Here is a 19,722-nt window from a genome sequence, read left to right on the forward strand (position 1 = left end):
GCCTCCAAGGTTGTCGCGCACTTTTTCAATCCGACAGGGTATCTCGGAAAGTAGTCCGAACATGGAGCACGTGCGCCAACGCGGACGCCGCCATTCTCCAGAATTTGCGGTGTGGTGCGTCGACAAACATGTGTTTTCCGACAGGGCGCGACGCAAGCCACGATCTGCAACGGACGCACAATGCTGATCCGTCCGCCTCGATACTTCAACCGCGAGAAGGCCGACAGACGTGCGGTGTTTTCGAGATCGAGTTTTCCGACGGCAATTCGGTGCGCGCCGAGATGGCTCGCGCGACAACAAATGTCAGAAAGTTAGTTTTATCAGGACGTTGCCGAACCGTAACGAGCTCGGTAGGATTTATATCCGACAAACTGTATTCGCATAGTTTCTGACAAAGGGGAATTAATCTTGACCTCTCGCGTATGGCCGCTGGAACATTTAAGGTTCGCCGTCGACGCAGCAGATGTAGCTTTATGGTGCTGGGACATCGATACTGATGCGTTAACTATGGACGACAATGGCTTTCGTTTATGGGGGTTGCCATTCAGCGAGACGGTCTGCTTCGAAGACCTCTCCATGCACATCCATCCGGCTGACCGCGAACGAGTCCGGGCTGCGTTCAAAGCAACACGATCGGTGACTGGTCATTATGAGACGGATTTCCGTGTCATGCTTGGCGACGAAATCCGTTGGGTCTCGTCTCGCGGCAAAGGCGCCGACGAAGGCTTGCAAAACCGATCGAAGTTCGGGGTGTTTATCGACGTAACACAACGCAAGCAGATCGAGGAGGCCAGCGAACTGCTTGCTGGCGAAATGAGCCATCGAGTGTTAAATCTGCTCACGATCGCAACCGCTCTGACCACGATCACTGGCCAGACCGCTGAAACCGTCGAAGATATGACGCGGCAACTGGTGCAGCGCTTGACGGCTTTGGGGCGTGCCCACAGTCTGGTGCGTCCATTGCCCGCCAGTCAGGGCACGGCGGCCTTGTTGGGTGACCTGATCTCGGTTCTCCTGTCGCCCTATGACGACGAAGGCGCATTTGCTGGTCGGATCAAGGTATCGGTACCTCGCATGGGTGTCGGCGCAGCATCGGCAAACGCGTTAGCTATGGTCATCCACGAGCTGGCAACGAACTCGCTCAAACACGGTGCCCTATCGTCGTCCACGGGAATGCTCGCTATCACCAGCTTAAGTACGGACGACGACGTCATCATCGTCTGGGCCGAAACCGGCGGACCGCGCATCGCAGGTCCGCCGCTACGCAATGGCTTTGGCAGTCGTGTCCTGCTGCGTTCTGTCGAACAGTTTCTACATGGCAAGTTCGACCTTGACTGGCAGGCCGCAGGGGTGGTCGCGACGCTGCGGGTATCTCGTAAGCAACTTGCCGAGTGATGGGCCTTTCGCGAATGGCCGGATCAACACGTTGCATTACGACTGTGCGACAAACAGGTCAGACTGTACGAAAACTCCTAACCACAACTTCTTAGGGTAATATAGCTGCGCCTATATGTCTACATAGTTTAGCACGCGTGAAACGCTTGCCTCAAGTTCGTCCCGGCGGAACGGCTTTGTAAGGCGGGGAATGTCTGCGCTGACTCCATCATTTTCAGCGTAGCCGGAAACCAGCAATACTGGCGTGCCGGGCCTCAACGATCGAATAGTCAATGCCAGATCTGTGCCGCTCATGCCTGGCATCAAGTGGTCGGTCACCAACAGATCAAAACTTTGACCGGAACGTACGAGGCTCATCGCGTCTTCGCCGGATGCCGCCTCAACCACCGCGTAGCCAAGCTCACTCAGCATGTCCGCAGTGCTTGCCCTGACGAGGTCCTCATCATCGACCAGCAGGGCCGTCCCTTTCACCGCAATGGTTGTAGGTAAGTGTGCGGCTCTTACGGGCTCTGAGGGAGCAATGCCCTGCGGAAGCCATAATTCGACGTTGGTGCCGAGACCGACGCGGCTTTGAATAGTGATTGCGCCGCCCAGTTGGGAGGCAAGCCCATGTACCATCGACAGGCCGAGGCCAGTTCCTTTCCCGACGCCCTTCGTCGAGAAGAATGGCTCCGCAGCTCGGGCTAAAGTCGTTTCGTCCATGCCCGTGCCCGTATCAGCCACCGAAAGGCGGATGTAATGGCCGGTTCGCAGGCCCGAGGGATGGCCTGGGCGGATCGCCTCTCGCCCCGCTGAAATGCGCAGCGTGCCGCCATCCGGCATGGCGTCCCTAGCATTAACGGCCAAGTTCAAGATTGCCATTTCGAGTTGATTGGCATCCGCCATGGCGTAGGCCATGTCTGTCGTTTCGACAGCGACCTTGATTTGCGGTCCTGTGGTGCTCGTAATAAGCTCTCCCATGTCCTGCACGAGTTTGGCTACGTCGACGGGACTAGACTGTAGGGGTTGTCGCCGCGCGAACGCGAGGAGGCGCTGAACGAGCGTGCGAGCTCGCTCGGCGGACTGGATAGCACCGGCAATCAGGCGCTGCTCCCGCTCCCCGCCGAGCCCCTTACGCTGTAGCATGTCGAGGCTGCCGACTATTGGCGTCAGCAAATTATTAAAGTCATGCGCTACACCGCCTGTAAGCTGACCCATGGCTTCCATTTTCTGGCTTTGCCGGAGTGCCGCTTGAACTTCTTCCCGTTCAGCAATCGCAGTCGCAACCCTTACCTCGAGAGTGGCGTTGAGTTCGCGGAGTGCCTCCTCGGCTTGCTTCCGGGCCGTGATCTGCACGACGGTGCCAACGAGTCGCAGGCAGCGGCCCTGTTCGTCGAACACACCTCGGCCTTTGGCTTCTAACCAACGGATGACCCCGTCCTCCTTGCCGATCGTGCGATACTCGACGTCGTAAAGCTCGCGCTGATCAGGATCGGCGGCAGCTGCGAACGCGGCTCTGGTCGCCTCAAGGTCATCGGGATGAAGACCGTCATAGAAGTCCTGTATGGTAACCGGGACATCGGGCGATATACCAAACATCGCCTTGGTCCGCGGCGGCCATATCAGCATGTCGTTGACGACATCGAGATCCCAGAAGCCGACATCTGCATTACCGACCGCCAGGCGCAACCGCTCCTCACTTTCGCGAAGCCGAGCTTCGGCACCAACCCGCTCGACGTGAGCCCAACATCGCTCGACGACTTCCCTTAAAAGTTCAGTCTCGTCCACCGTCCAGGTCCGGGGGCGGTTCTGATGAATTGCCATCATCGCCGTGAGACGCCCGTCCTTGATGAGCGGGAAGCATATGATCGCGTTGATGCCGATCGACTGAAACATTTCAAGCCCCTCGCCAGGACTGAGCTCAGCAGGAACATCATGGACGACCAGCGTTCGGCCAAGCCGCAGATCGTTCGCTGCTCTGGGACCGAACAGTTCAAGCCGGTAGGTGCCGGCTGACGTCTTCAGCCCAGGCGCAATGTAGTCGCTCCGGATCCAGAAATGATCGCCGTCCTCCTGGACGTCAGCATAGGCACAACGCGACGCCCCTAGTTTCAATCCCAGCATTTCGGTAGCGGCGCTCAATGCGTCTGACGCGCCCGAACAACTGAACAGGCGTTCTTCCAGCTTCGTAAAAAAGCGCAGACGTTCTTCGTTTCTTCGAGAGGCGCTTTCTGCAGTCCGCAGCTTATCTATGATTGCCTGCTGTTCACGATGTAGCTGACTGCTTGCTTCAGCTTCGCCCCGCATCCTTATCAGTTCGGTGAGGTCCTCGACACGGTGAATGATGTATTCGACCGTACCGTCTTTATTGAGCACTGGCGTGTTGACCGGCGCCCACCAACGTTCGACGAAATGCCCTTCGGGCGTCGGCAGGGCGTATCGTTGCACCGCCATGACATCGGCTGATCTTGTCCTAACAACGCGCTCCAGCGACACCGTCAAATTGCGAACCCCGTCTGCCGTCGGGTCGCTTGGGTCGTCCGTAAAGACGTCGAAGAGCGGCCGACCGATCTGATCCTCACGTGTCGTGCCGGTAACCTGAAGCCGGGCATCATTTGCGGTGATGATGATCCAGTTTGGTGGGGCGACGACCAGCAACGGGATCGGTGACGCGTCGAACAGCGCCCGATAAGAGACCTCGTCCATGCCCAACGGCGGCGGTGCGCCCATTAGCCTTAACTCTACTTTCTGACGCGCCCTTCGGCCGAGTTTTGTAACCTTAACCCGGTTTAAGCGAAATACGTCATCCAATTACGAAGCGCAGACTGTCTACCCGACGTGACCGACGGTATGAAGATTGGGGCAAAAGCCTAACCTCGAAGCACGCGCCGCCCTCAGACTGCGGGATTAGGACGCGTTAACGACGGGCCGGTTTGCGCAAATCGAATGGCGGGTTTCAGCAAGAGCTGTCGGTCACGTCAACGATGCCAAATGTCTCGAGTTGGTCGAGAGCCGACCCCAGCAGCCGGCGTGGCTGACCCACAAGCGGCCATTCAGACGCACAAAGCCGCTCCCCAAGAGCGGACATCTGTTCATTTGGCCGGGCATTCACCAGCGGCTGCGTCCTGGCTGCGAATGAAGTCGACGAACGCGCGCAGGGGCGGCGGCACTAGGCGGCGGCCCGAATAGTAGAGTAAGGGTCCTGAGAATGCCTGCCACCAGTCCGGCAGAACCGGTTCCAAAGTTCCGCTATCAATCGCTGGCCGCAGCCAGCTTTCGAACAGGGAGACGATCCCGCCTCCTCCAATCGCCACGTCGACCAGCAGATCCGCCGCGCCCGTGACGCTGGCAATCAACGGGCCGTGCGGCTCGACTCGCACGATCACGCCTTTGCGCTCAAACTCCCATGGACTGGTCAGCGCGCCGCTGGTGAACCGGCCGCGCAGGCAGGCATGGTCGAGTAGGTCGCGCGGATGGTTCGGGCGACCATGCGCGTCCAGATAGGCCGGCGACGCCGCCGTTGCGAAGCGCTGCACGCGCGGGCCGATCGGCACCGCGATCATGTCCTGCTCCAGCCGCTCGTCATAGCGGATGCCTGCGTCGCAGCCCGATGCCACCATGTCGACGAAGCTGTCCTCGGCGACGATCTCGACTTGGATCTCGGGATACGCGGCGAGAAAGCCGGGCAGGATCGTCGGCAGCACCAGTCGCGCCGCGCTTACCGGCACGTTGAGGCGGAGCGCACCCGCCGGCCGCTCGCGGAACAGGTCGACCACCTCGAGCGCCGCCTTCACCTCGTCCAATGCAGGCGTCAGTCGCTCGATCAGCCGCGTGCCCACCTCGGTCGGCGTGACGCTGCGCGTGGTGCGGTGGAGCAGTCGAACGCCCAGTTGCGCTTCCAGGCGCCGCACGGCTTCGCTGAGCGTCGAAGCGCTCGATCCAACCGTACGGGCGGCGTCGCGAAACCCCCGCGCCCGCGCGACCGCTAGAAAGGCGTTGAGATCGGCAAGCTCGGCTTTCATCGTTCGGTTTTCCGTACAACCCGTGCGGATCCGTCGGGCTTATCTGCACGATCCGCAAGTCGTATCTCCGTTCCAGCACAGGAGATGACCATGATCGACGAAGCAGGAACCTATTCGCTGGCCGGGCGCAGCGTGAAGCGGCTAGGCTATGGCGCGATGCAGTTGGCCGGACCCCGCGTGTTCGGTCCGCCGCGCGATCCCGACCAGGCGATCGCGGTGCTGCGCGCCGCGATCGTGGCGGGCGTGAACCACATCGACACAAGCGATTTCTACGGCCCGCACGTCACCAATCGACTGATCCGAGAGGCGCTGTCGCCCTACCCCAATGACCTGTTGATCGTTACCAAGATCGGCGCGCGCCGCGGCGAGGATGCGTCGTGGCTGCCGGCGTTCGGACCTGAGGAGCTCGCGCGCGCAGTCGAGACCAATCTCGTGAACCTCGGGCTGGAGGCGCTCGACGTCGTCAACCTCCGCCTGATGTTCGACGTGCACGGCCCGGCGGAAGGATCGCTGGCCGCGCCGCTGAAGGCGGTCGCGGATCTGCAACGTCAGGGGCTAGTGCGGCATATCGGCCTCAGCAACATCACCCCCGCCCAGTTCGAGGAAGCCCGCGACATCGCCGAGATCGTTGGCGTCCAGAACCACTACAACCTAGCCCATCGCGGAGACGATGTCCTTATCGACATGCTGGCAACTGAGGGCGTCGCCTATGTCCCCTTTTTTCCACTCGGCGGGTTCAACCCGCTTCAGTCGTCGGCGCTTTCCCACGTTGCGGAACGGCTAAGCGCGACGCCGATGCAGGTGGCGCTTGCCTGGCTCTTGCAACGCGCGCCCAACATCCTGTTGATCCCCGGCACCTCGTCGGTGGCGCACCTGCACGAGAACCTTGCCGCGGCATCGCTAAAGCTGCCCGAGGAGGCCGTCGTCGAACTCAACGCTATCGGCTGATACACTTGGGCGCAGTAGCACACTGCTGCGCCCTGAACCGCCTTGACCCAGGCCCGGACATTCGAGCACCCCTAGCCGCTTCCCGTTTTCGGCCATTCGTTCATCTCGTTGAACGGCAGGTTCTCGGCGACTGAGTCAGCCGCTCGTACGACCTAAAATGGTGGTAAGCCGACCTTCGGTGTTATTCCTCGGCAGCCAAATTGCCGATGAATGTGCCCGGTAAGGGTGGCTCCGACATGTCCACGTTCGCTGCCCGAAGAAGCGGTTCGACGTTTTCGTAGATCGACGGTTGGTGATGTCGATACCATTCAGGGTGCTCTGAAGAGGAGGCGATCAACGCGAATCTCCAACTTGTCCAAGCGTGCTGTTGCCGAAGCGCAGGCAACCGCGCTTGAATGTCTCTGACGATCAGTCGGTCAGCTTCTTTCCGGTACATCTCTGTAGATGTGGCAGGCTCTTCGAATGTCTGCAATTGGGCGCTTGCGGACTGGCAGCTTTCCCGCCCGATAGCTGCCGGTCGGCTTTCGGGCACGATGGACACCGGCGAAGGGTCTGAACGGCGATAGGTGGTGGAAACCGGACGTTACGCCAGCGAGCGGTAAATCGCTTCCGCGAACAGCGCGACCGTCACAATCGACGTTCCAACAATGAACGCCCAATAGCGGCCCGGATCGCTCGCTCGCGTCGCACGCATATAGGCAGCAGGCGCTCGGTCATGCCAAGATCGAGAGCACCGTCCGCTATCTAGGCGTTGATGTGGAAGACGCTTTGGAACTGTCCGAGCGGACCGAAGTCTGACCGGGTCAGTTTGACCAGTCACGGCCATCCAAGCGGTCTTAGCTGTGTCCCGAAACCGGACCTTCGTTATTTGGCGTCTATCGGCAAATGGTGATGCTGACGCATGACTGCTCCCGTTAGCGGCCGCAACGAGAGCGATGGTCCGACCAACCTCAGCCGGGCCATTTGCGCCGTTGCATTCAGGCGCCGAAAGTGCCGTCGATCGTATGCATTGCACCGGTTACGAAGCCCGCCTTCGGCCCGGCCAGCCAGGCGACCATGCCCGCGACTTCCTCAAGCCGTCCGTGGCGCTTAATCGTTATAAAGTTATGCATCAGATTTTTCATCGGACCGTCTTCGGGGTTGGCTTCGGTATCGATCGGCCCAAGTTAAACGATGTTGATCGTGATGCCGGAAATTGCGTGCAAGCCCCCGCGTCTAGGCAGCAATACCCCAGCAGCATGCAGCCAATTTCGGCCGAACAGCGTTAGCTACAACACAACACCACTTTGGATCAGTACCTTATGACCCTTGCACGTTGGCCGGCTCGTCTCTGGATTGTCCGTCACGGAGAGAGTGCGGGAAACGTGGCGCGGGACGCAGCCCATGCCACTGGAGCCGAACGCATTGAGCTCTCGGGTCGCGATGTCGATATCCCGCTGTCCCCGCTCGGCGAGCACCAAGCCCGCGCGCTTGGGGCGTGGTTCGCGAGCGCGGCCCCGGACGACCGCCCCGACATTCTGCTGGTCTCCCCCTATGTCCGCGCGCGCCAGACGCTGAGCCTTTTTTATGAGCACGGGGGCGCAACCGGCGATGAACCGGTCGGTATCGACGAACGTCTGCGCGAAAAGGAGTTCGGCATCCTCGACGGCCTGACGACCAGTGGTGTTGCGTCGGTATACCCGGACCAGGCTGAGTTCCGGCGTATCCTTGGCAAATTCTATCATCGCCCGCCTGGCGGGGAAAGCTGGTGCGATGTCATCTTCCGCCTGCGATCGCTGATGGACACCATCGCGTTGCACTATGCCGGACGTCGCGTGATGATCGTCGCGCATCAGGTCGTCGTACTGTGTCTGCGCTATGTCATCGAGAACCTGACCGAGGACGAGATCCTTGCCATCGACCGCGAGGGCGATGTCGCGAACTGTTCGATCACCGAATACCGCTTTGATCCCGAAGGTCCCCAGGGTGGAGCGCTCGAGCTCGTTCGCTACAACGATCTCATCGACCAGGAAGGGTCTGCTCCGGTCACCACCGAGCCGGACCATACCACCGGAGTACGAGGATGACCGATACCATTCCGCTCGACAGCAACTGGATCGCGACCAACCCGCCCCCCGTGCACGGCAGCGGCACGACCAAGAACAGCCGCGGACGCGTGCTGGCAATCGGTGGCTCCGCGATGGTTCCGGGCGCGCTTCGTCTCACTGGCGAGGCTGCGCTGCGCGTTGGTGCGGGCAAGCTCCAGATGGCGACGATCGCATCTGCGGCGATCGGACTCGGCCTGCTTGTTCCGGAGGCCGGCGTTCTCGCGCTGCCGCAGGACGACGACGGAGAGATAGGCGACGCCGCCGGTCCTCTACTCGAGAAGTCGCTGAACAGTTGCGATACGCTGGTCGTCGGTCCCGGCATCGGATCCACTGACGCTGCCGAAGCGCTCTTGCGCCTGATCCTGACACAACCCTGCGACAAGGTAACGCTGGTCGTAGATGCGCTGGCCATAGGGTCCGCACGAGGTCTGCGCGAAGCGCTGGCGGCGTTCGACGGTCGAATGGTCTTCACGCCGCATCACGGCGAAATGGCCATGTTGACGGGTCTCGAGGAAGACGTGGTCGCGCAGTCTCCCGACAAGGTCGCGCGCGATGTGGCCGCGCAATACGGGGCTGTCGTGGTTCTGAAAGGCAGCGATACCGTGGTCGCGGCTCCCGACGGAACGGTGCTGCATTATGGCGGTGGCGGCACCGGGCTCGCAACCGGCGGTTCGGGGGATGTCCTGGCCGGGGCAATCGGTGGCCTGCTGTCCCGCGGCGCGGCACCCATCATCGCGGCCGGTTGGGGCGTATGGTTGCACGGCCAGAGCGGACGCCGTGTTGCGACCACCCGCGGCCCCATCGGATTTCTCGCGCGGGAAGTCCCTGCCGAGTTCCCCCGCCTGCTTCCGCAATGACGACGGATCTTGTGGCGCGCGGCGCACGGCCGGTTTCGACCGCATCATACCGCACGCGCCGGATCGGCATAAGTTGAAAATAAAATCGGGCCAGCCGTCTCAAGTTTACGTCGGCTGGCCCGATACGATGGCGTCCTATTTTCAGGATATTGCGCGAGACGCAGCGCCAATCTCGGCACTGCGCGACCGCTTACATGCCCGACATGCTCCCCATCGGCTTGCCTGCCTGCATTTTCATCGCAACATCCAGATGCTGCTTCACGATGGGCACCGCAGCCTTGGCCGACATACGCAAGGGTGCCTGGTCTCCACCGGTCGAGTAGCTCTGGTTGAGATCCAAGGCAGCCTGGTGCGCCGGAATTTGCTGCCCGATGTAAATGCGATCAAAGTCGGCTGCGGATGCGGTCTGCAGTTCGTTGATCGACGCGGTCGCACCGGCATCCAGCGCAGGCGGCGTCGGCGTCAGCCCCGCCTTGGCGGCCGCCTTCATGGTCGCCGCAGTCGTCTTCTGATGGTGCTTGATCATCATTGTCGCGAACTTGCGAATCGCTGGCGTCTGCGACTTCTGCAGCGCGACCTGACTAGAGTTGATCTCGTACAGATCACTCATCCCGGCGGCCATGACATACGGCATCGCGGCCGTTTTTGCTTCGGGTGGCGGAGGCGGGGGCGGCGTCTGGGCAAACGCTGCCGTGCCGATCGTCGCTGCAAGCAACATGCTGATTTGTCGGATCTTCATGGGTTCACTCCTGTTTGATTTGGGACTGTAGATTGGCCGTGTTTGGGTCCGGCAATTCGTTCCGGTCGCTACGAAGTGCTGCCGACGATCAACGACAATGATCCGTCCGGATTGCGACCCTCGCGCGCGAGAGCCGCATCCTGCTGCGCTTGCCGAATGCCTTGCGGACTGCCCTGTCGCGCTGCGGGGACCGCGACTTCGGCAGTCCCTCCGGCGCCAGCCGCGCCATGCAGTGCGCCTGCGATCTCGCGATCGAATTCGCCAGCTTCGATCGCAACCCGCATGTTTACCAGGTAATCGGCGAAGCGGTCTCTCGGAATGAAGTTCGTCGTCTGTCCGTCGATGGTGAGGGGCGCCCCATTCCGGGTTGTGGGCGTAAACGCGACATGGTCACCGTCCCGGACGAACCAGGGACCCGACCGAACCCCGTCCATCGCCCACGCCTTCTCGGTCAGATGCAGATCCTGCAACACCGCGTTGCGGTCCGAAACCGGATCAGCGGATGAAGAGAGCGCATCCTGCAACGCGGATTTGGCCGCGTTAATAATGCTATCCAAGGCCACGTTACATCTCCAAATACTCTAGCAGGAACGCGTTTGCTGCGGAGCGAGCGACTGCGCGCTCCGCAGCGTCACCCTCAGCCGATTTGCTGGTTCTGCGCACCGCTGTCGGGACGCGCCGGCCCCATCACCGGTTCGTCGCCAAGCGGTTCGTTCCGGAACACCGTGAACTCGCCCTTGCCGTCCATTGACGGGCCTGACGTCCAGCGACCTTCCGGAAACGTCCCGTCCACCGACGTCGCGTAGAAATTATAGTTGTTCTGCTGATCTTCCATATCCTGCGGGAAGCTGTTGGGGATCGGAAGGTTCATCGCTTCGGCCCCCAGCTCCTCGATGACGGCGAGCCACTGTTGCTGATGCATCGTGTCGCGCGCAATCATGTAATGGAGCATCTTCTTCATGCCCTCGTCATGCGCCGCATTGAACAGCCGCACCGCGAGAACACGGCCCGCGCTTTCGGCCGCGACGTTGCAATACATGTCCGCTGCGATGTTCCCACTCGCGTAGATGTGGCTCATGTTGAACGGCACGCCATCCGAATCCATCGGCATGGCTGCCATGCCGCCCGATAGTAGATTCTTGTGAATGATCCCCTCGATGCTCTGACGGGGGTTCTCGCCGCCCATCACCGCGCCGACGATGCTGTCCTTGACGCCCTCTTCCTGCAAATGCGTCGGTGCCTTCTCAAGGTTCAATGCAACGGCGGTCGCCAGCATCTCGATATGACCGATTTCCTCGGTTGCCGTGTGCAACAGCATGTCACGGTATTTCGTAGTCGGCGCACGGTTACCCCACGCCTGGAAGAAATACTGCATACAGACACGGATCTCACCTTCGACGCCGCCGATCGCCTGCTGAAGCATTCGCGCAAATGCAGGGTCGGGGTTCGTGACCTGGACCGGGTACTGCAGCTTCTTGTCGTGGTAATACATGTTCGGCTCCGCTGTGATGAATATCGCCAAGAGACAATAAGGCCGAAACGCGCTTTGCCTCGGGTTGATCCGCAGAAAACTAGGGCAGTTGATCTTGGTTAATGCATTCGTAAGTCAGGGTTCTGTTCTACATCGGTCATAGGAAACGATCTTACTGATCCATATTAGTCGGCGGAAACGATTGTGGGTTCCGCCTGTTTGCAACCTTGGCGTCGCGGTTTCGCAAGCTGACTACTGAGCCTGCAAGCCCACGACCCCTGGCAAACGCGTATTCGTTAGTCAGGCAGTTACGGCGACCTACGCAGGGGTTAACATTGATCAGGATCCATCATCTGAACTGTGGAACGTGCTGTCCGATCGGTGGGCGTCTGTTCGACGGCTACAGCCGCGGTCTATCGGCGCATTTGGTGTGCCACTGTCTGTTGATCGAAACGGATGCCGGCCTTGTTTTGATCGATACGGGCTATGGCACCCAAGACGTGACCCGCCCGCGCGAACGGCTGTCCAACTTCTTCCGGGCGCTCAACCGACCGCAACTCCGGCCTGACGAGACGGCGGTAGCGCAGGTGCGCCGCCTCGGCTTTGAGCCAGCCGACGTCCGGCACATTGTTGTCACGCATCTCGATTTCGATCACGCTGGCGGGATCGAGGATTTCCCCAACGCGCGGATCCACGTCACGGCGCGCGAAAAGGAGGTCGCCGATCAGCGTCGCGGCGGTGCCTTCGTCTCCCGCAAACGCTATCGCCCGCAGCAATGGGACGAGGCGATGAACTGGTCGCTGTATCCCTTGGGCGGGGGCGAACGCTGGTTTGGCTTCGATGCAGTCCGCGACCTCGAAGGCCTGCCGCCGGAGATCCTGCTCGTCCCACTCGCGGGTCACACATGGGGCCATGCGGGGATCGCGATCCGGGAAGATGACGGCCGCTGGTTGTTCTATGCCGGCGACGCCTATTTTCACCACGCCGAGATCGACGGCGAACACCGCACCTGCCCGCCCGGGTTGCGCGGCTATCAGCGGCTGATGCAGGTCGATGCCGATGCGCGGATGGCGAACCAACGTCGCGTGCGGGCGCTGTCGAGCGATCACGGCGATCGTGTGCGCATCTTCTGTGCGCACGACCTCACCGAATTCGACGCCCTTACCCGCCATTCTATCACTTGAGGAGGACATCCATGACCACGCATCCTGACGACGTTCTACGCTCCGTTTTCGTCACCGGGTTGAAGAACGTACACGGCGTCGAACATCAGGCGCTTGCCCTGATCGACCGGCAGCTCGACCATTTGACGCATTACGCCGAGGTTGCCGACATGCTGCACAAGCACCGGGTCGAAACCGAACAGCAAATCGTCCGCGTCGAGGAGATCCTCGATGGGTTGGGTGAAAGCCAGTCCTGGTTGAAGGACGCGGCGCTTACCGTGTCGGGAAATCTTGCCGCGATCGCGCATGTCTTCGCGCCCGACGAGATCCTCAAGAACAGCTTCGCCAATTTCGCCTTCGAGAATTTCGAGGCTGCCAGCTACACCTCGCTGATCGCGCTTGCCGAAGCTGGCAGCTTCACGAGCGCGGTGCCGTTGCTTCGGACTTCGCTCACCGAGGAGCAGGCGATGGCTGCGTGGCTCGACTCCAACACCGCCGCCCTCACGCTGCAATATGTCGCACGCCGCGCGGCCGGCGAAACCGCCAGCCACTGATTGGGATAAGGGGAAGCTATCCAATGAACGTCAAGACGCGCCCCGTAGAATTGCCAGGGGTCAGCGCATCGGTACTGACGCTCAAGGCCGAACTCGACGCGCAGTCGATGCAGGCGTTGGGCACGCTCGTTCTGGCCGGGCGCGACGTGCGCGTGATGGCGGGGCGCGACGCGATCTGGGTCATCGTCCGACGCGATGGCCTGGGCGGCGTCGCTTTCCGGGCAGCGCATACGCCCGGCGGTGCGACCGGGATCAAGACTCGGGTCGACCGCGCCAGCACTAGCCTGACGGTCACGATGGACAGCGCGCAGGGGCACCATTCGCTCCAGATCGCGACACACGAAACGACGCTCCCTACCCTGCGCTTCACATCGAAACTGGTGCCCGCGGCCCCCCTGCTAATCGCCTTCCAGCCGCGCGATGTCTATCCGCTAGGCCTGGGTGATGACCCGCTCGTGGCGGTGGGCGAGGTCGCGGCGGCGCAACGGGGGCTCAATTCGGGGCTGATCTTCTTCCATCTCGACGAACCGGCGTTTGGCAGCGTGCTGTACTTCCAGAACCTGACCGCGATAAACGACTATTTCGTCGCGACGAAGACGACGCCCGACACCGCCGTCGGCGGCGTGTGGCCCGAACTCGGCTATCTCCCCCCTACCCCGGCGCAGACCGGCACGCCGGCGGTCGATCCGTTGCCCGCGGACCAGGAAGTGACGATGTCCGACGCGATCATCGTCTTCCACGACGCCGCTACGCGCGACGAACAGGATTCCGGGCTGCGCTTCCTGCAGATGCAGGGCGCCGCCTATCGCTTGCTCGATCTGCCAAGAACCGAATACCGCGACTGGGTCACACGCTCGGAAACGACGATCCGCGACCTCGACACCGCACCCGAAGCCACGATCAGCCACTATGGCCATCGTTATTTCCACCCCTACACTGCGACCGAATATCCTGACATCATGGTGCAGATGTCGCTGTTGTCGGCGATCCGCAATTATGCCGACTGGGCGGGCAAACCCGTTCCGCTCGCTGACGAGATTGAGGCCGGGCTTGGGAAATTCCACGACACCAAGCTCAAGACGATGCGGCGGTATCTGCCCAACGTCGGCAAGGACAAGGACAAGACCGCCGTCGACAGCTGGTATCTCTATCACCCACTGCTCAATCTTGGTCATCTCGCGGTGGACGGCGATGCCAAGGCCAGGCGGCTATTCATTGGCTCCCTCGACTTTGCCATCCGCGCAGCGAAGCATTTCGATTATGCCTGGCCGATCCAGTTCAAGGTCACCGACTTTTCGGTGATCGTCGAAGCGCGCAACGACGATGGACTGGGCCAGACCGATGTCGGCGGACTCTACGCCTATGTCATGCTGCAGGCGTTCCAGCTGACGGACGACAAACGATATCTCGATGAGGCGCGCAACGCGATCGACGCGGCTCGCGGTATGCGGTTCGAGCTCAATTATCAGGCGAACCTGACCGCCTGGGGTGCCGCCGCGTGTATGCGGCTGTGGCGTGTGACGAACGAAGGCTATTACCTGCGGCAGAGCTACGTCTACCTCGCTTCTTTCTTCCATAATTGTGCCATCTGGGAGTCCCGGATCAAAGGCGCCGCGCAGTACAGCAATTTCCTTGGCGTCACTTGCTTGCACGACGGCCCGTACATGGCGATCTACGAATGCTTCGATAGCTTCGCCGCGTTCGAACGTTATTTGAAGGATAGCGGGCCCGACCTCGATCCTGCCGCCCGGATGCTGATCAGCGAATATTGCAAATACGCGCTATACCGGGCGTGGTTTTATTATCCCGATGCCTTGCCCGAGGCATTGCTCGCCGACGAGCAGCGTAATGGCCACATCGATCGCAAGCGGTCCTTCCCGCTCGAGGATATGTACCATGACGGCCAGCCGGCGGGTCAGGTCGGGCAGGAGATATACGGCGCGGGGGCTGCGATGGTGTTCGCAAGCCGCACCTGCCACGACATCGACGGCGCACCGTTCCGGATGTTCTGCGACCATTTCGTAATGACGATGGAGCGCAACGCAGCGACATCGGTCAGCTTCCGGCTCGACGGCGGCGACGGCTGTCTTGCCAGCGTCAGCCTGATTCGGACAGGTCGCCGCGAGCTACCCGGTTTCGTCGTTGAAACCGCGACGGGGGACCGCGTCCGTGCGCATCACACGTCCGCCGATCGGATCGACTTCCATGTCCCCGCCTACGGGGGCGTCACCGTTCGTTGGAAAGAGGATGCCGCGTGAACTATCCCGTCGATACGCTGATCCTGGTACCCGATGACATCGACCTGACCCGATCACCGCTGGGGGGACAGTTGGCGGAGGAAACCTACGTCCTTGGCGCATTCAACCCCGGGCTGACGCGCTTGCCGAACGGCAATCTGTTGATGATGGTCCGCGTTGCGGAAGCGCTGCGTACCCCCATTCGCGACAATGAAATTCGCTCGATCCGATGGACAGACGAGGATGGTGCCGGTCGGTTCGTGCTTGATGCGTGGCCGGTCGACCGCACCGATACCGCAGATCCGCGCAAGTTCACCCTGCGCAGCGGTGGCTGGAAGATCATGGCACTGACCTCGCTGTCCTGGCTCCTTCCCGTCGAACTGACGCCCGATGGCACGCAACGTATAGCCATCCATTACGGTAAGGCGATCGTCCCCGCGTACAGCTTCCAATGCTATGGGATCGAGGATCCCAGGATCAGCCGGGTCGATGGCCGTTACCTGATGACCACCTGTTCGGTCAGCCCCGAACGCCATTCGACCACGCTTTACACATCCGACAACGGGATCGACTGGGATTTCGCCGACATCATTCTAGATCATCAGAACAAGGACATGCTGCTGTTCGAAGGGCTGATCGACGGGCAATATTGGGCGCAGACGCGGCCACTCGGCGATCTGTATTTCGCTTATCCGCCGGGCAGCGAATGGCGCGCGGGACCATCGATCAACCTCGCGACATCACCCGATGGCTTGCACTGGAAGCCTCACCGCCACCCCGGGATCCGCACACGCAACGAAACCGTCGCGACTGCGCGGATCGGTGCAGGCACACCACCGATCCTGACAGAACGCGGCTGGCTGACGCTATGGCATGCGGTCGAACCGCAGGAGATCGTCGGCATCTACCGCACATACTGGTCGATCCTCGATCGCGATGATCCGTCCCAGGTCATTGCGACGGACGAGGTCGCGATCCTCGAGCCGAATGTCGACCTGACGCGCGCGATCGAGCACCAGATGTATCTGCGGGACGTCGTATTCTCGACCGGCATCGCCGAACATGAGGAGCAGTATATCGTAGCGTCGGGCGAGGCGGATCTCGCCTGCCGGATCACGCACATTCCCAAAAGTGCTTTCGGACTAACGCGTTGATCTTCGATCGTGAAAATTCGAGTGCCCGACCGCGCACGCCCAATCCGCTATGCCTAGGGCATCGGACGGCTGAGAAATGCGGAACCCGCCATGCCAAAGCGCCACGGCGTTTCGCTGCCATGCCGTATTCCAATACGGGGGCCGGTCGCGACCGCAACCACCGCAGTGCCGCCGAAAAGTGCAAACGGCGACGCTGCCAGGTCGGCCCCGTTGAAGGTTGCATCAACCGCCAACGCCTGAGCCAACTTTCCCGGGCCGCTGCATAGCGAAGGCAGGCTGTGCATCTGTCGGCGAGCCATCATTTCCTCGATCCCGGTCGTCGGTTGGATTGCGCGAATGAGCACCGCACTCCCCGGCGGGCCATCCGAACATACGAAGTTCAGGCACCAATGCAGCCCATAGATCCGATAGACATATGCCCGGCCCGGCGGACCGAACATCGGTGCGTTCCGGGGCGTCGGCCCGCGATAGCTGTGCGACGCCGGATCTGTCGCGTCGTACGCTTCCGTCTCAACGATGATCCCGCCAATACCATGTACCAGCAGACAGGTACCGATGAGCGCCGCAGCGACAGTCGGCGCATTGCGCGCGAAGAAGTCGTCCGGCAGGTTCGCCGACGGTTTGCAAGATGAACCCCACGGCAACCCGTCCCTCAAATGTTGCGGCTTCAGCATGATGTGCGAACCTTCCGCAAGGAAGATGAGTTCCGCGCCGCACTCCTGTTGAACAACTGCCGTGATGGAACGTTCAATCTACACCCATAGGAGCACGAAATGTCCACCAACCGCGCTAATCCTCCTGCCGCTTCGAAGACGTCGACAGACACGGACATTGGTCCCGACAACGGCGTGCGTCCGTCCTTTGCTACACCGATCGATGAACGACTGGGCGAGATCGGCACGGGCGATGGGTATTCCGGACAGGAGTATGACAGCGCCGGTCAGGCAGAGTGGCGGGCAGAGCAGGAACGCCGGAATGCGTCCGCGGATGGCGTCGTGCGGGGGAGCGGCGCTGGTGCGGCCGGAGGAAACCCGGGGGAAGATTTCGATGTCGCCACGCCAAGTGGTGCCGATCCCGAATAACGGGCGACTTTGGCACCCGGTAGCCCGGAAACCGGTAACAGCAGTACATGCCCCCCGGATGTCGGGGGGACTATCGCGAACAGACCGAGATATGCGAGGCGTCGAGGAAGTTCTACGCCTTGGCGGAGCCTCCCCGTCCCGCGGTAGTCACGCTACCGACAGCAGCTGCAGGACGGAGCAGGCTCCGCCGATCGCCGGGCTTCTGCCGCCAACCGTCTGCGTTCCGTCCGGTTCAATGCGGGAGCCAGCGCGGACACCCCCTGCAAACTTTTCAGGGTCGCGCCGTCCTTGTCCGACAGCGCGGTCAAAGCGCATCACCTTCAGCGATTGCCTGCTCGATCATGGCAGACCAGACCCGGACATCACCCGTGGCCGACATCGCGCTGGACGGTTCGCGGATGGTGCGAAGAATAGCGTTGGCCTGTTCAAGATAACCGCGCCACGTCTCGTCGACACTGTTCGATGCCGACTGCTCGGTTCCGTTGGCGTTGGCACTATGGTCTGATCCCGCCAAGGCGCGCGCGATGCGCTCGGCCAGAGTTGTGGTCGCTACGTCCATGATCGACTCCCGTATTGCATGTCTAACACCGCTCGAACGGCGTGTGAGTTCCACGGAAAGCCGGGAATAGTTCAGATGGCGGCACTGTACAGTGCGCGCTGTTGTCCTGCAGCCTGATCTGCCGACGAGTTTGGAAAACCTGGTCAGCGGGTCAACGAGGCGGGACTGTCCACAGCCCGGCAACGCCGCTGCCGCACAATAAACACGCCGGCAAACAGGGCTTTTCCTCGGCCGCTGCGTTGGGCCCGCGTGGCGAGTGGTATCCTCGGCTCAAAGCAGGGAGAGTGGTGATGGCAGCGCAGCTGACGGTGCGGCGGTCCGTTGTGGTGATCAGCGATTTCGTCGAGGGTGCTGGCGGCCCCCTCCCCGCCGAACGTATGCCCTCAACGCCTGCGCATGCGAACGACCCCCATAGCTTTCCCTGGATCGGCGATACCGGTAAGACCCGCGAGGTCGAGGTCACTGGCGGGTATCTTGAACGATTGCCCTTGGCGCTGATCGCAGCAGGGGTCGCCGAGCAGGCCGAGATTTGGCACCATTACCGTGGCGCGGGCGAACCACCCTTTCACCGTGAGAGCCCGGAACTGGCAAGGCGCGCCTTCCGTCCAGACAGCGAAACCCCGCCTTTGGCATCTGCCGAGATGGCAGACTTTGTGCGGACCTTCGGCGCACCGCATATCCTCGTCGTGCTCGGGCTCGGTGTTTCGCGCGAGCTTCTCGCGCTCTGCGCCCATAGCGTCATCATCTACAATTCGATCGATGCGCCCGCATTGCGCGTACCGCACGAGGTCAGCGCCTGCTTCGATCTCGTTCTGACCGGCGCTCAGTGGCAGTCCGACGCGGTAGAAACGGAGCATCCCGGCATGCGGACCGCGATCCTGCCGATCGGGCCTGAATTCGCCGCGGTCGACCAGTTCCGCCCGCTCGGGACCAACAAGGATATGGACCTGATCTACGTTGCGGCGGCACAGCCCTATAAGCGCCACGACATCCTGTTCGACGCCCTGGCGACATTGCCACGCGACGTGCGGGCGCTCTGTGTCTTCGGCTATGGCGAAGATGGCGATATGCTGCGCCGACGGGCGCATGAGCAAAATCTGTCGATCGAGTTCGTTGGGCCACCCGGGGTGCCCGTCGACGAAGTCAATCGGCTGATGAACCGCGCAAGGTTCGGCGTGGTCTGCGGCGTCGACGATGGCGCCCCGGCAATCCTGACCGAGTATATGCTGGCCGGGCTACCCGTATTGGCAAATACCGACCTGCGCTGTGGATTGCAGTTCATCTTGCCCGAGACGGGGCGGACCGCATCGGCCGACGGCTTTGCTGCGGCGATCCTCGACATGCGCGAGACCGCATCGCGCTACAGTCCGCGCGAAACCGTATTGGACCGCTGGACGTGGCCGCACAGTGTCGCGCGCCTTCGCCCGATTATCGAGCAAATACATGATTCAAAGCAATGACAATTGCATGGCGAG

At 61.4% G+C, this 19,722-nt stretch carries 18 protein-coding genes and 1 pseudogene; 11 read left to right on the forward strand and 8 right to left on the reverse strand.

All coding sequences use genetic code 11. The features are described 5' to 3' along the window. Window positions 1–408: 408 nt before the first annotated feature. Window positions 409–1,395 carry a sensor histidine kinase gene (locus AC3WJR_RS19910; protein WP_492727341.1) on the forward strand — a complete coding sequence of 329 codons (987 nt, stop codon included), beginning with the start codon at window positions 409–411 and terminating at the stop codon, window positions 1,393–1,395. 111 nt (window positions 1,396–1,506) lie between these two features. Here AC3WJR_RS19910 and AC3WJR_RS19915 read toward each other — a convergent pair whose 3' ends face one another. Continuing rightward, window positions 1,507–4,104: an ATP-binding protein gene (locus AC3WJR_RS19915; RefSeq protein WP_492727343.1), complete on the reverse strand. Its 2,598-nt coding sequence runs from the start codon at window positions 4,102–4,104 to the stop codon at window positions 1,507–1,509. A gap of 362 nt (window positions 4,105–4,466) precedes the next feature. Further along, window positions 4,467–5,396 (reverse strand): LysR family transcriptional regulator, encoded by a 930-nt coding sequence (locus AC3WJR_RS19920; RefSeq protein ID WP_492727344.1) that lies wholly within the window; start codon window positions 5,394–5,396, stop codon window positions 4,467–4,469. A gap of 84 nt (window positions 5,397–5,480) precedes the next feature. Between AC3WJR_RS19920 and AC3WJR_RS19925 the strand changes: the two genes are divergently transcribed. Both AC3WJR_RS19925 and AC3WJR_RS19930 read left to right on the forward strand, forming a co-directional pair. Then, window positions 5,481–6,344: an aldo/keto reductase family oxidoreductase gene (locus AC3WJR_RS19925; RefSeq protein ID WP_354280627.1), complete on the forward strand. Its 864-nt coding sequence runs from the start codon at window positions 5,481–5,483 to the stop codon at window positions 6,342–6,344. 672 nt (window positions 6,345–7,016) lie between these two features. Then, window positions 7,017–7,142, forward strand: a pseudogene (locus tag AC3WJR_RS19930) (integrase); the annotation flags it as partial. A gap of 179 nt (window positions 7,143–7,321) precedes the next feature. Here AC3WJR_RS19930 and AC3WJR_RS19935 read toward each other — a convergent pair. Further along, on the reverse strand, window positions 7,322–7,501 hold the full coding sequence (locus AC3WJR_RS19935; RefSeq protein ID WP_492727376.1) for an SDR family oxidoreductase: 180 nt from the start codon (window positions 7,499–7,501) through the stop codon (window positions 7,322–7,324). A 144-nt stretch (window positions 7,502–7,645) separates the two neighbouring features. Here AC3WJR_RS19935 and AC3WJR_RS19940 point away from each other — a divergent pair, with 144 nt between their 5' ends. Both AC3WJR_RS19940 and AC3WJR_RS19945 read left to right on the forward strand, forming a co-directional pair. After that, a complete protein-coding gene (locus AC3WJR_RS19940) occupies window positions 7,646–8,410 on the forward strand; it encodes a histidine phosphatase family protein (protein ID WP_492727345.1) in 765 nt (254 codons plus the stop codon). Then, a complete protein-coding gene (locus AC3WJR_RS19945; RefSeq protein WP_492727347.1) occupies window positions 8,407–9,288 on the forward strand; it encodes an NAD(P)H-hydrate dehydratase in 882 nt (293 codons plus the stop codon). Before AC3WJR_RS19940 ends, AC3WJR_RS19945 begins: the two co-directional genes overlap by 4 nt. A 190-nt stretch (window positions 9,289–9,478) precedes the next feature. Here the strand turns inward: AC3WJR_RS19945 and AC3WJR_RS19950 are convergent, their stop codons facing one another. From AC3WJR_RS19950 to AC3WJR_RS19960, 3 genes are all read right to left on the reverse strand, one after another. Further along, entirely contained in the window at window positions 9,479–10,027 is a 549-nt protein-coding gene (locus AC3WJR_RS19950) for a DUF4142 domain-containing protein (RefSeq protein WP_492727348.1), read from the reverse strand. Window positions 10,028–10,095: 68 nt separating this feature from the next. Next, window positions 10,096–10,590 carry a hypothetical protein gene (locus AC3WJR_RS19955; protein WP_492727350.1) on the reverse strand — a complete coding sequence of 165 codons (495 nt, stop codon included), beginning with the start codon at window positions 10,588–10,590 and terminating at the stop codon, window positions 10,096–10,098. Between the two features lie 74 nt (window positions 10,591–10,664). Further along, window positions 10,665–11,519: a manganese catalase family protein gene (locus tag AC3WJR_RS19960; protein ID WP_492727351.1), complete on the reverse strand. Its 855-nt coding sequence runs from the start codon at window positions 11,517–11,519 to the stop codon at window positions 10,665–10,667. Between the two features lie 314 nt (window positions 11,520–11,833). On the opposite strand from AC3WJR_RS19960, the gene AC3WJR_RS19965 reads away from it, so the two are divergent. Genes AC3WJR_RS19965 through AC3WJR_RS19980 form a run of 4 tightly spaced genes read left to right on the forward strand, consistent with a single transcriptional unit; the run spans window position 11,834 to window position 16,606 of the window. Continuing rightward, on the forward strand, window positions 11,834–12,682 hold the full coding sequence (locus tag AC3WJR_RS19965; protein WP_492727353.1) for an MBL fold metallo-hydrolase: 849 nt from the start codon (window positions 11,834–11,836) through the stop codon (window positions 12,680–12,682). A gap of 11 nt (window positions 12,683–12,693) precedes the next feature. Continuing rightward, window positions 12,694–13,215 (forward strand): ferritin-like domain-containing protein, encoded by a 522-nt coding sequence (locus AC3WJR_RS19970; protein WP_492727355.1) that lies wholly within the window; start codon window positions 12,694–12,696, stop codon window positions 13,213–13,215. 23 nt (window positions 13,216–13,238) lie between these two features. Further along, window positions 13,239–15,473 (forward strand): hypothetical protein, encoded by a 2,235-nt coding sequence (locus AC3WJR_RS19975; protein WP_492727356.1) that lies wholly within the window; start codon window positions 13,239–13,241, stop codon window positions 15,471–15,473. After that, on the forward strand, window positions 15,470–16,606 hold the full coding sequence (locus AC3WJR_RS19980; protein WP_492727358.1) for a glycoside hydrolase family 130 protein: 1,137 nt from the start codon (window positions 15,470–15,472) through the stop codon (window positions 16,604–16,606). The genes AC3WJR_RS19975 and AC3WJR_RS19980 overlap by 4 nt, the downstream gene beginning before the upstream one ends. A gap of 53 nt (window positions 16,607–16,659) precedes the next feature. On the opposite strand, the gene AC3WJR_RS19985 is transcribed toward AC3WJR_RS19980, so the two are convergent. Further along, a complete protein-coding gene (locus tag AC3WJR_RS19985; protein ID WP_492727360.1) occupies window positions 16,660–17,280 on the reverse strand; it encodes a DNA-3-methyladenine glycosylase in 621 nt (206 codons plus the stop codon). A gap of 99 nt (window positions 17,281–17,379) precedes the next feature. On the opposite strand from AC3WJR_RS19985, the gene AC3WJR_RS19990 reads away from it, so the two are divergent. Next, complete coding sequence (locus AC3WJR_RS19990; protein WP_492727362.1) at window positions 17,380–17,688, forward strand: hypothetical protein; 309 nt, start codon at window positions 17,380–17,382, stop codon at window positions 17,686–17,688. Between the two features lie 304 nt (window positions 17,689–17,992). Here AC3WJR_RS19990 and AC3WJR_RS19995 read toward each other — a convergent pair whose 3' ends face one another. After that, window positions 17,993–18,247 carry a hypothetical protein gene (locus AC3WJR_RS19995; RefSeq protein ID WP_354282377.1) on the reverse strand — a complete coding sequence of 85 codons (255 nt, stop codon included), beginning with the start codon at window positions 18,245–18,247 and terminating at the stop codon, window positions 17,993–17,995. Window positions 18,248–18,537: 290 nt separating this feature from the next. Between AC3WJR_RS19995 and AC3WJR_RS20000 the strand changes: the two genes are divergently transcribed. Beyond that, window positions 18,538–19,707, forward strand: coding sequence for a glycosyltransferase (locus AC3WJR_RS20000; protein ID WP_492727364.1), 1,170 nt, complete (start codon window positions 18,538–18,540; stop codon window positions 19,705–19,707). Window positions 19,708–19,722: the final 15 nt, after the last annotated feature.

The organism is Sphingomonas sp. FW306-05-A, assembly GCF_058782275.1.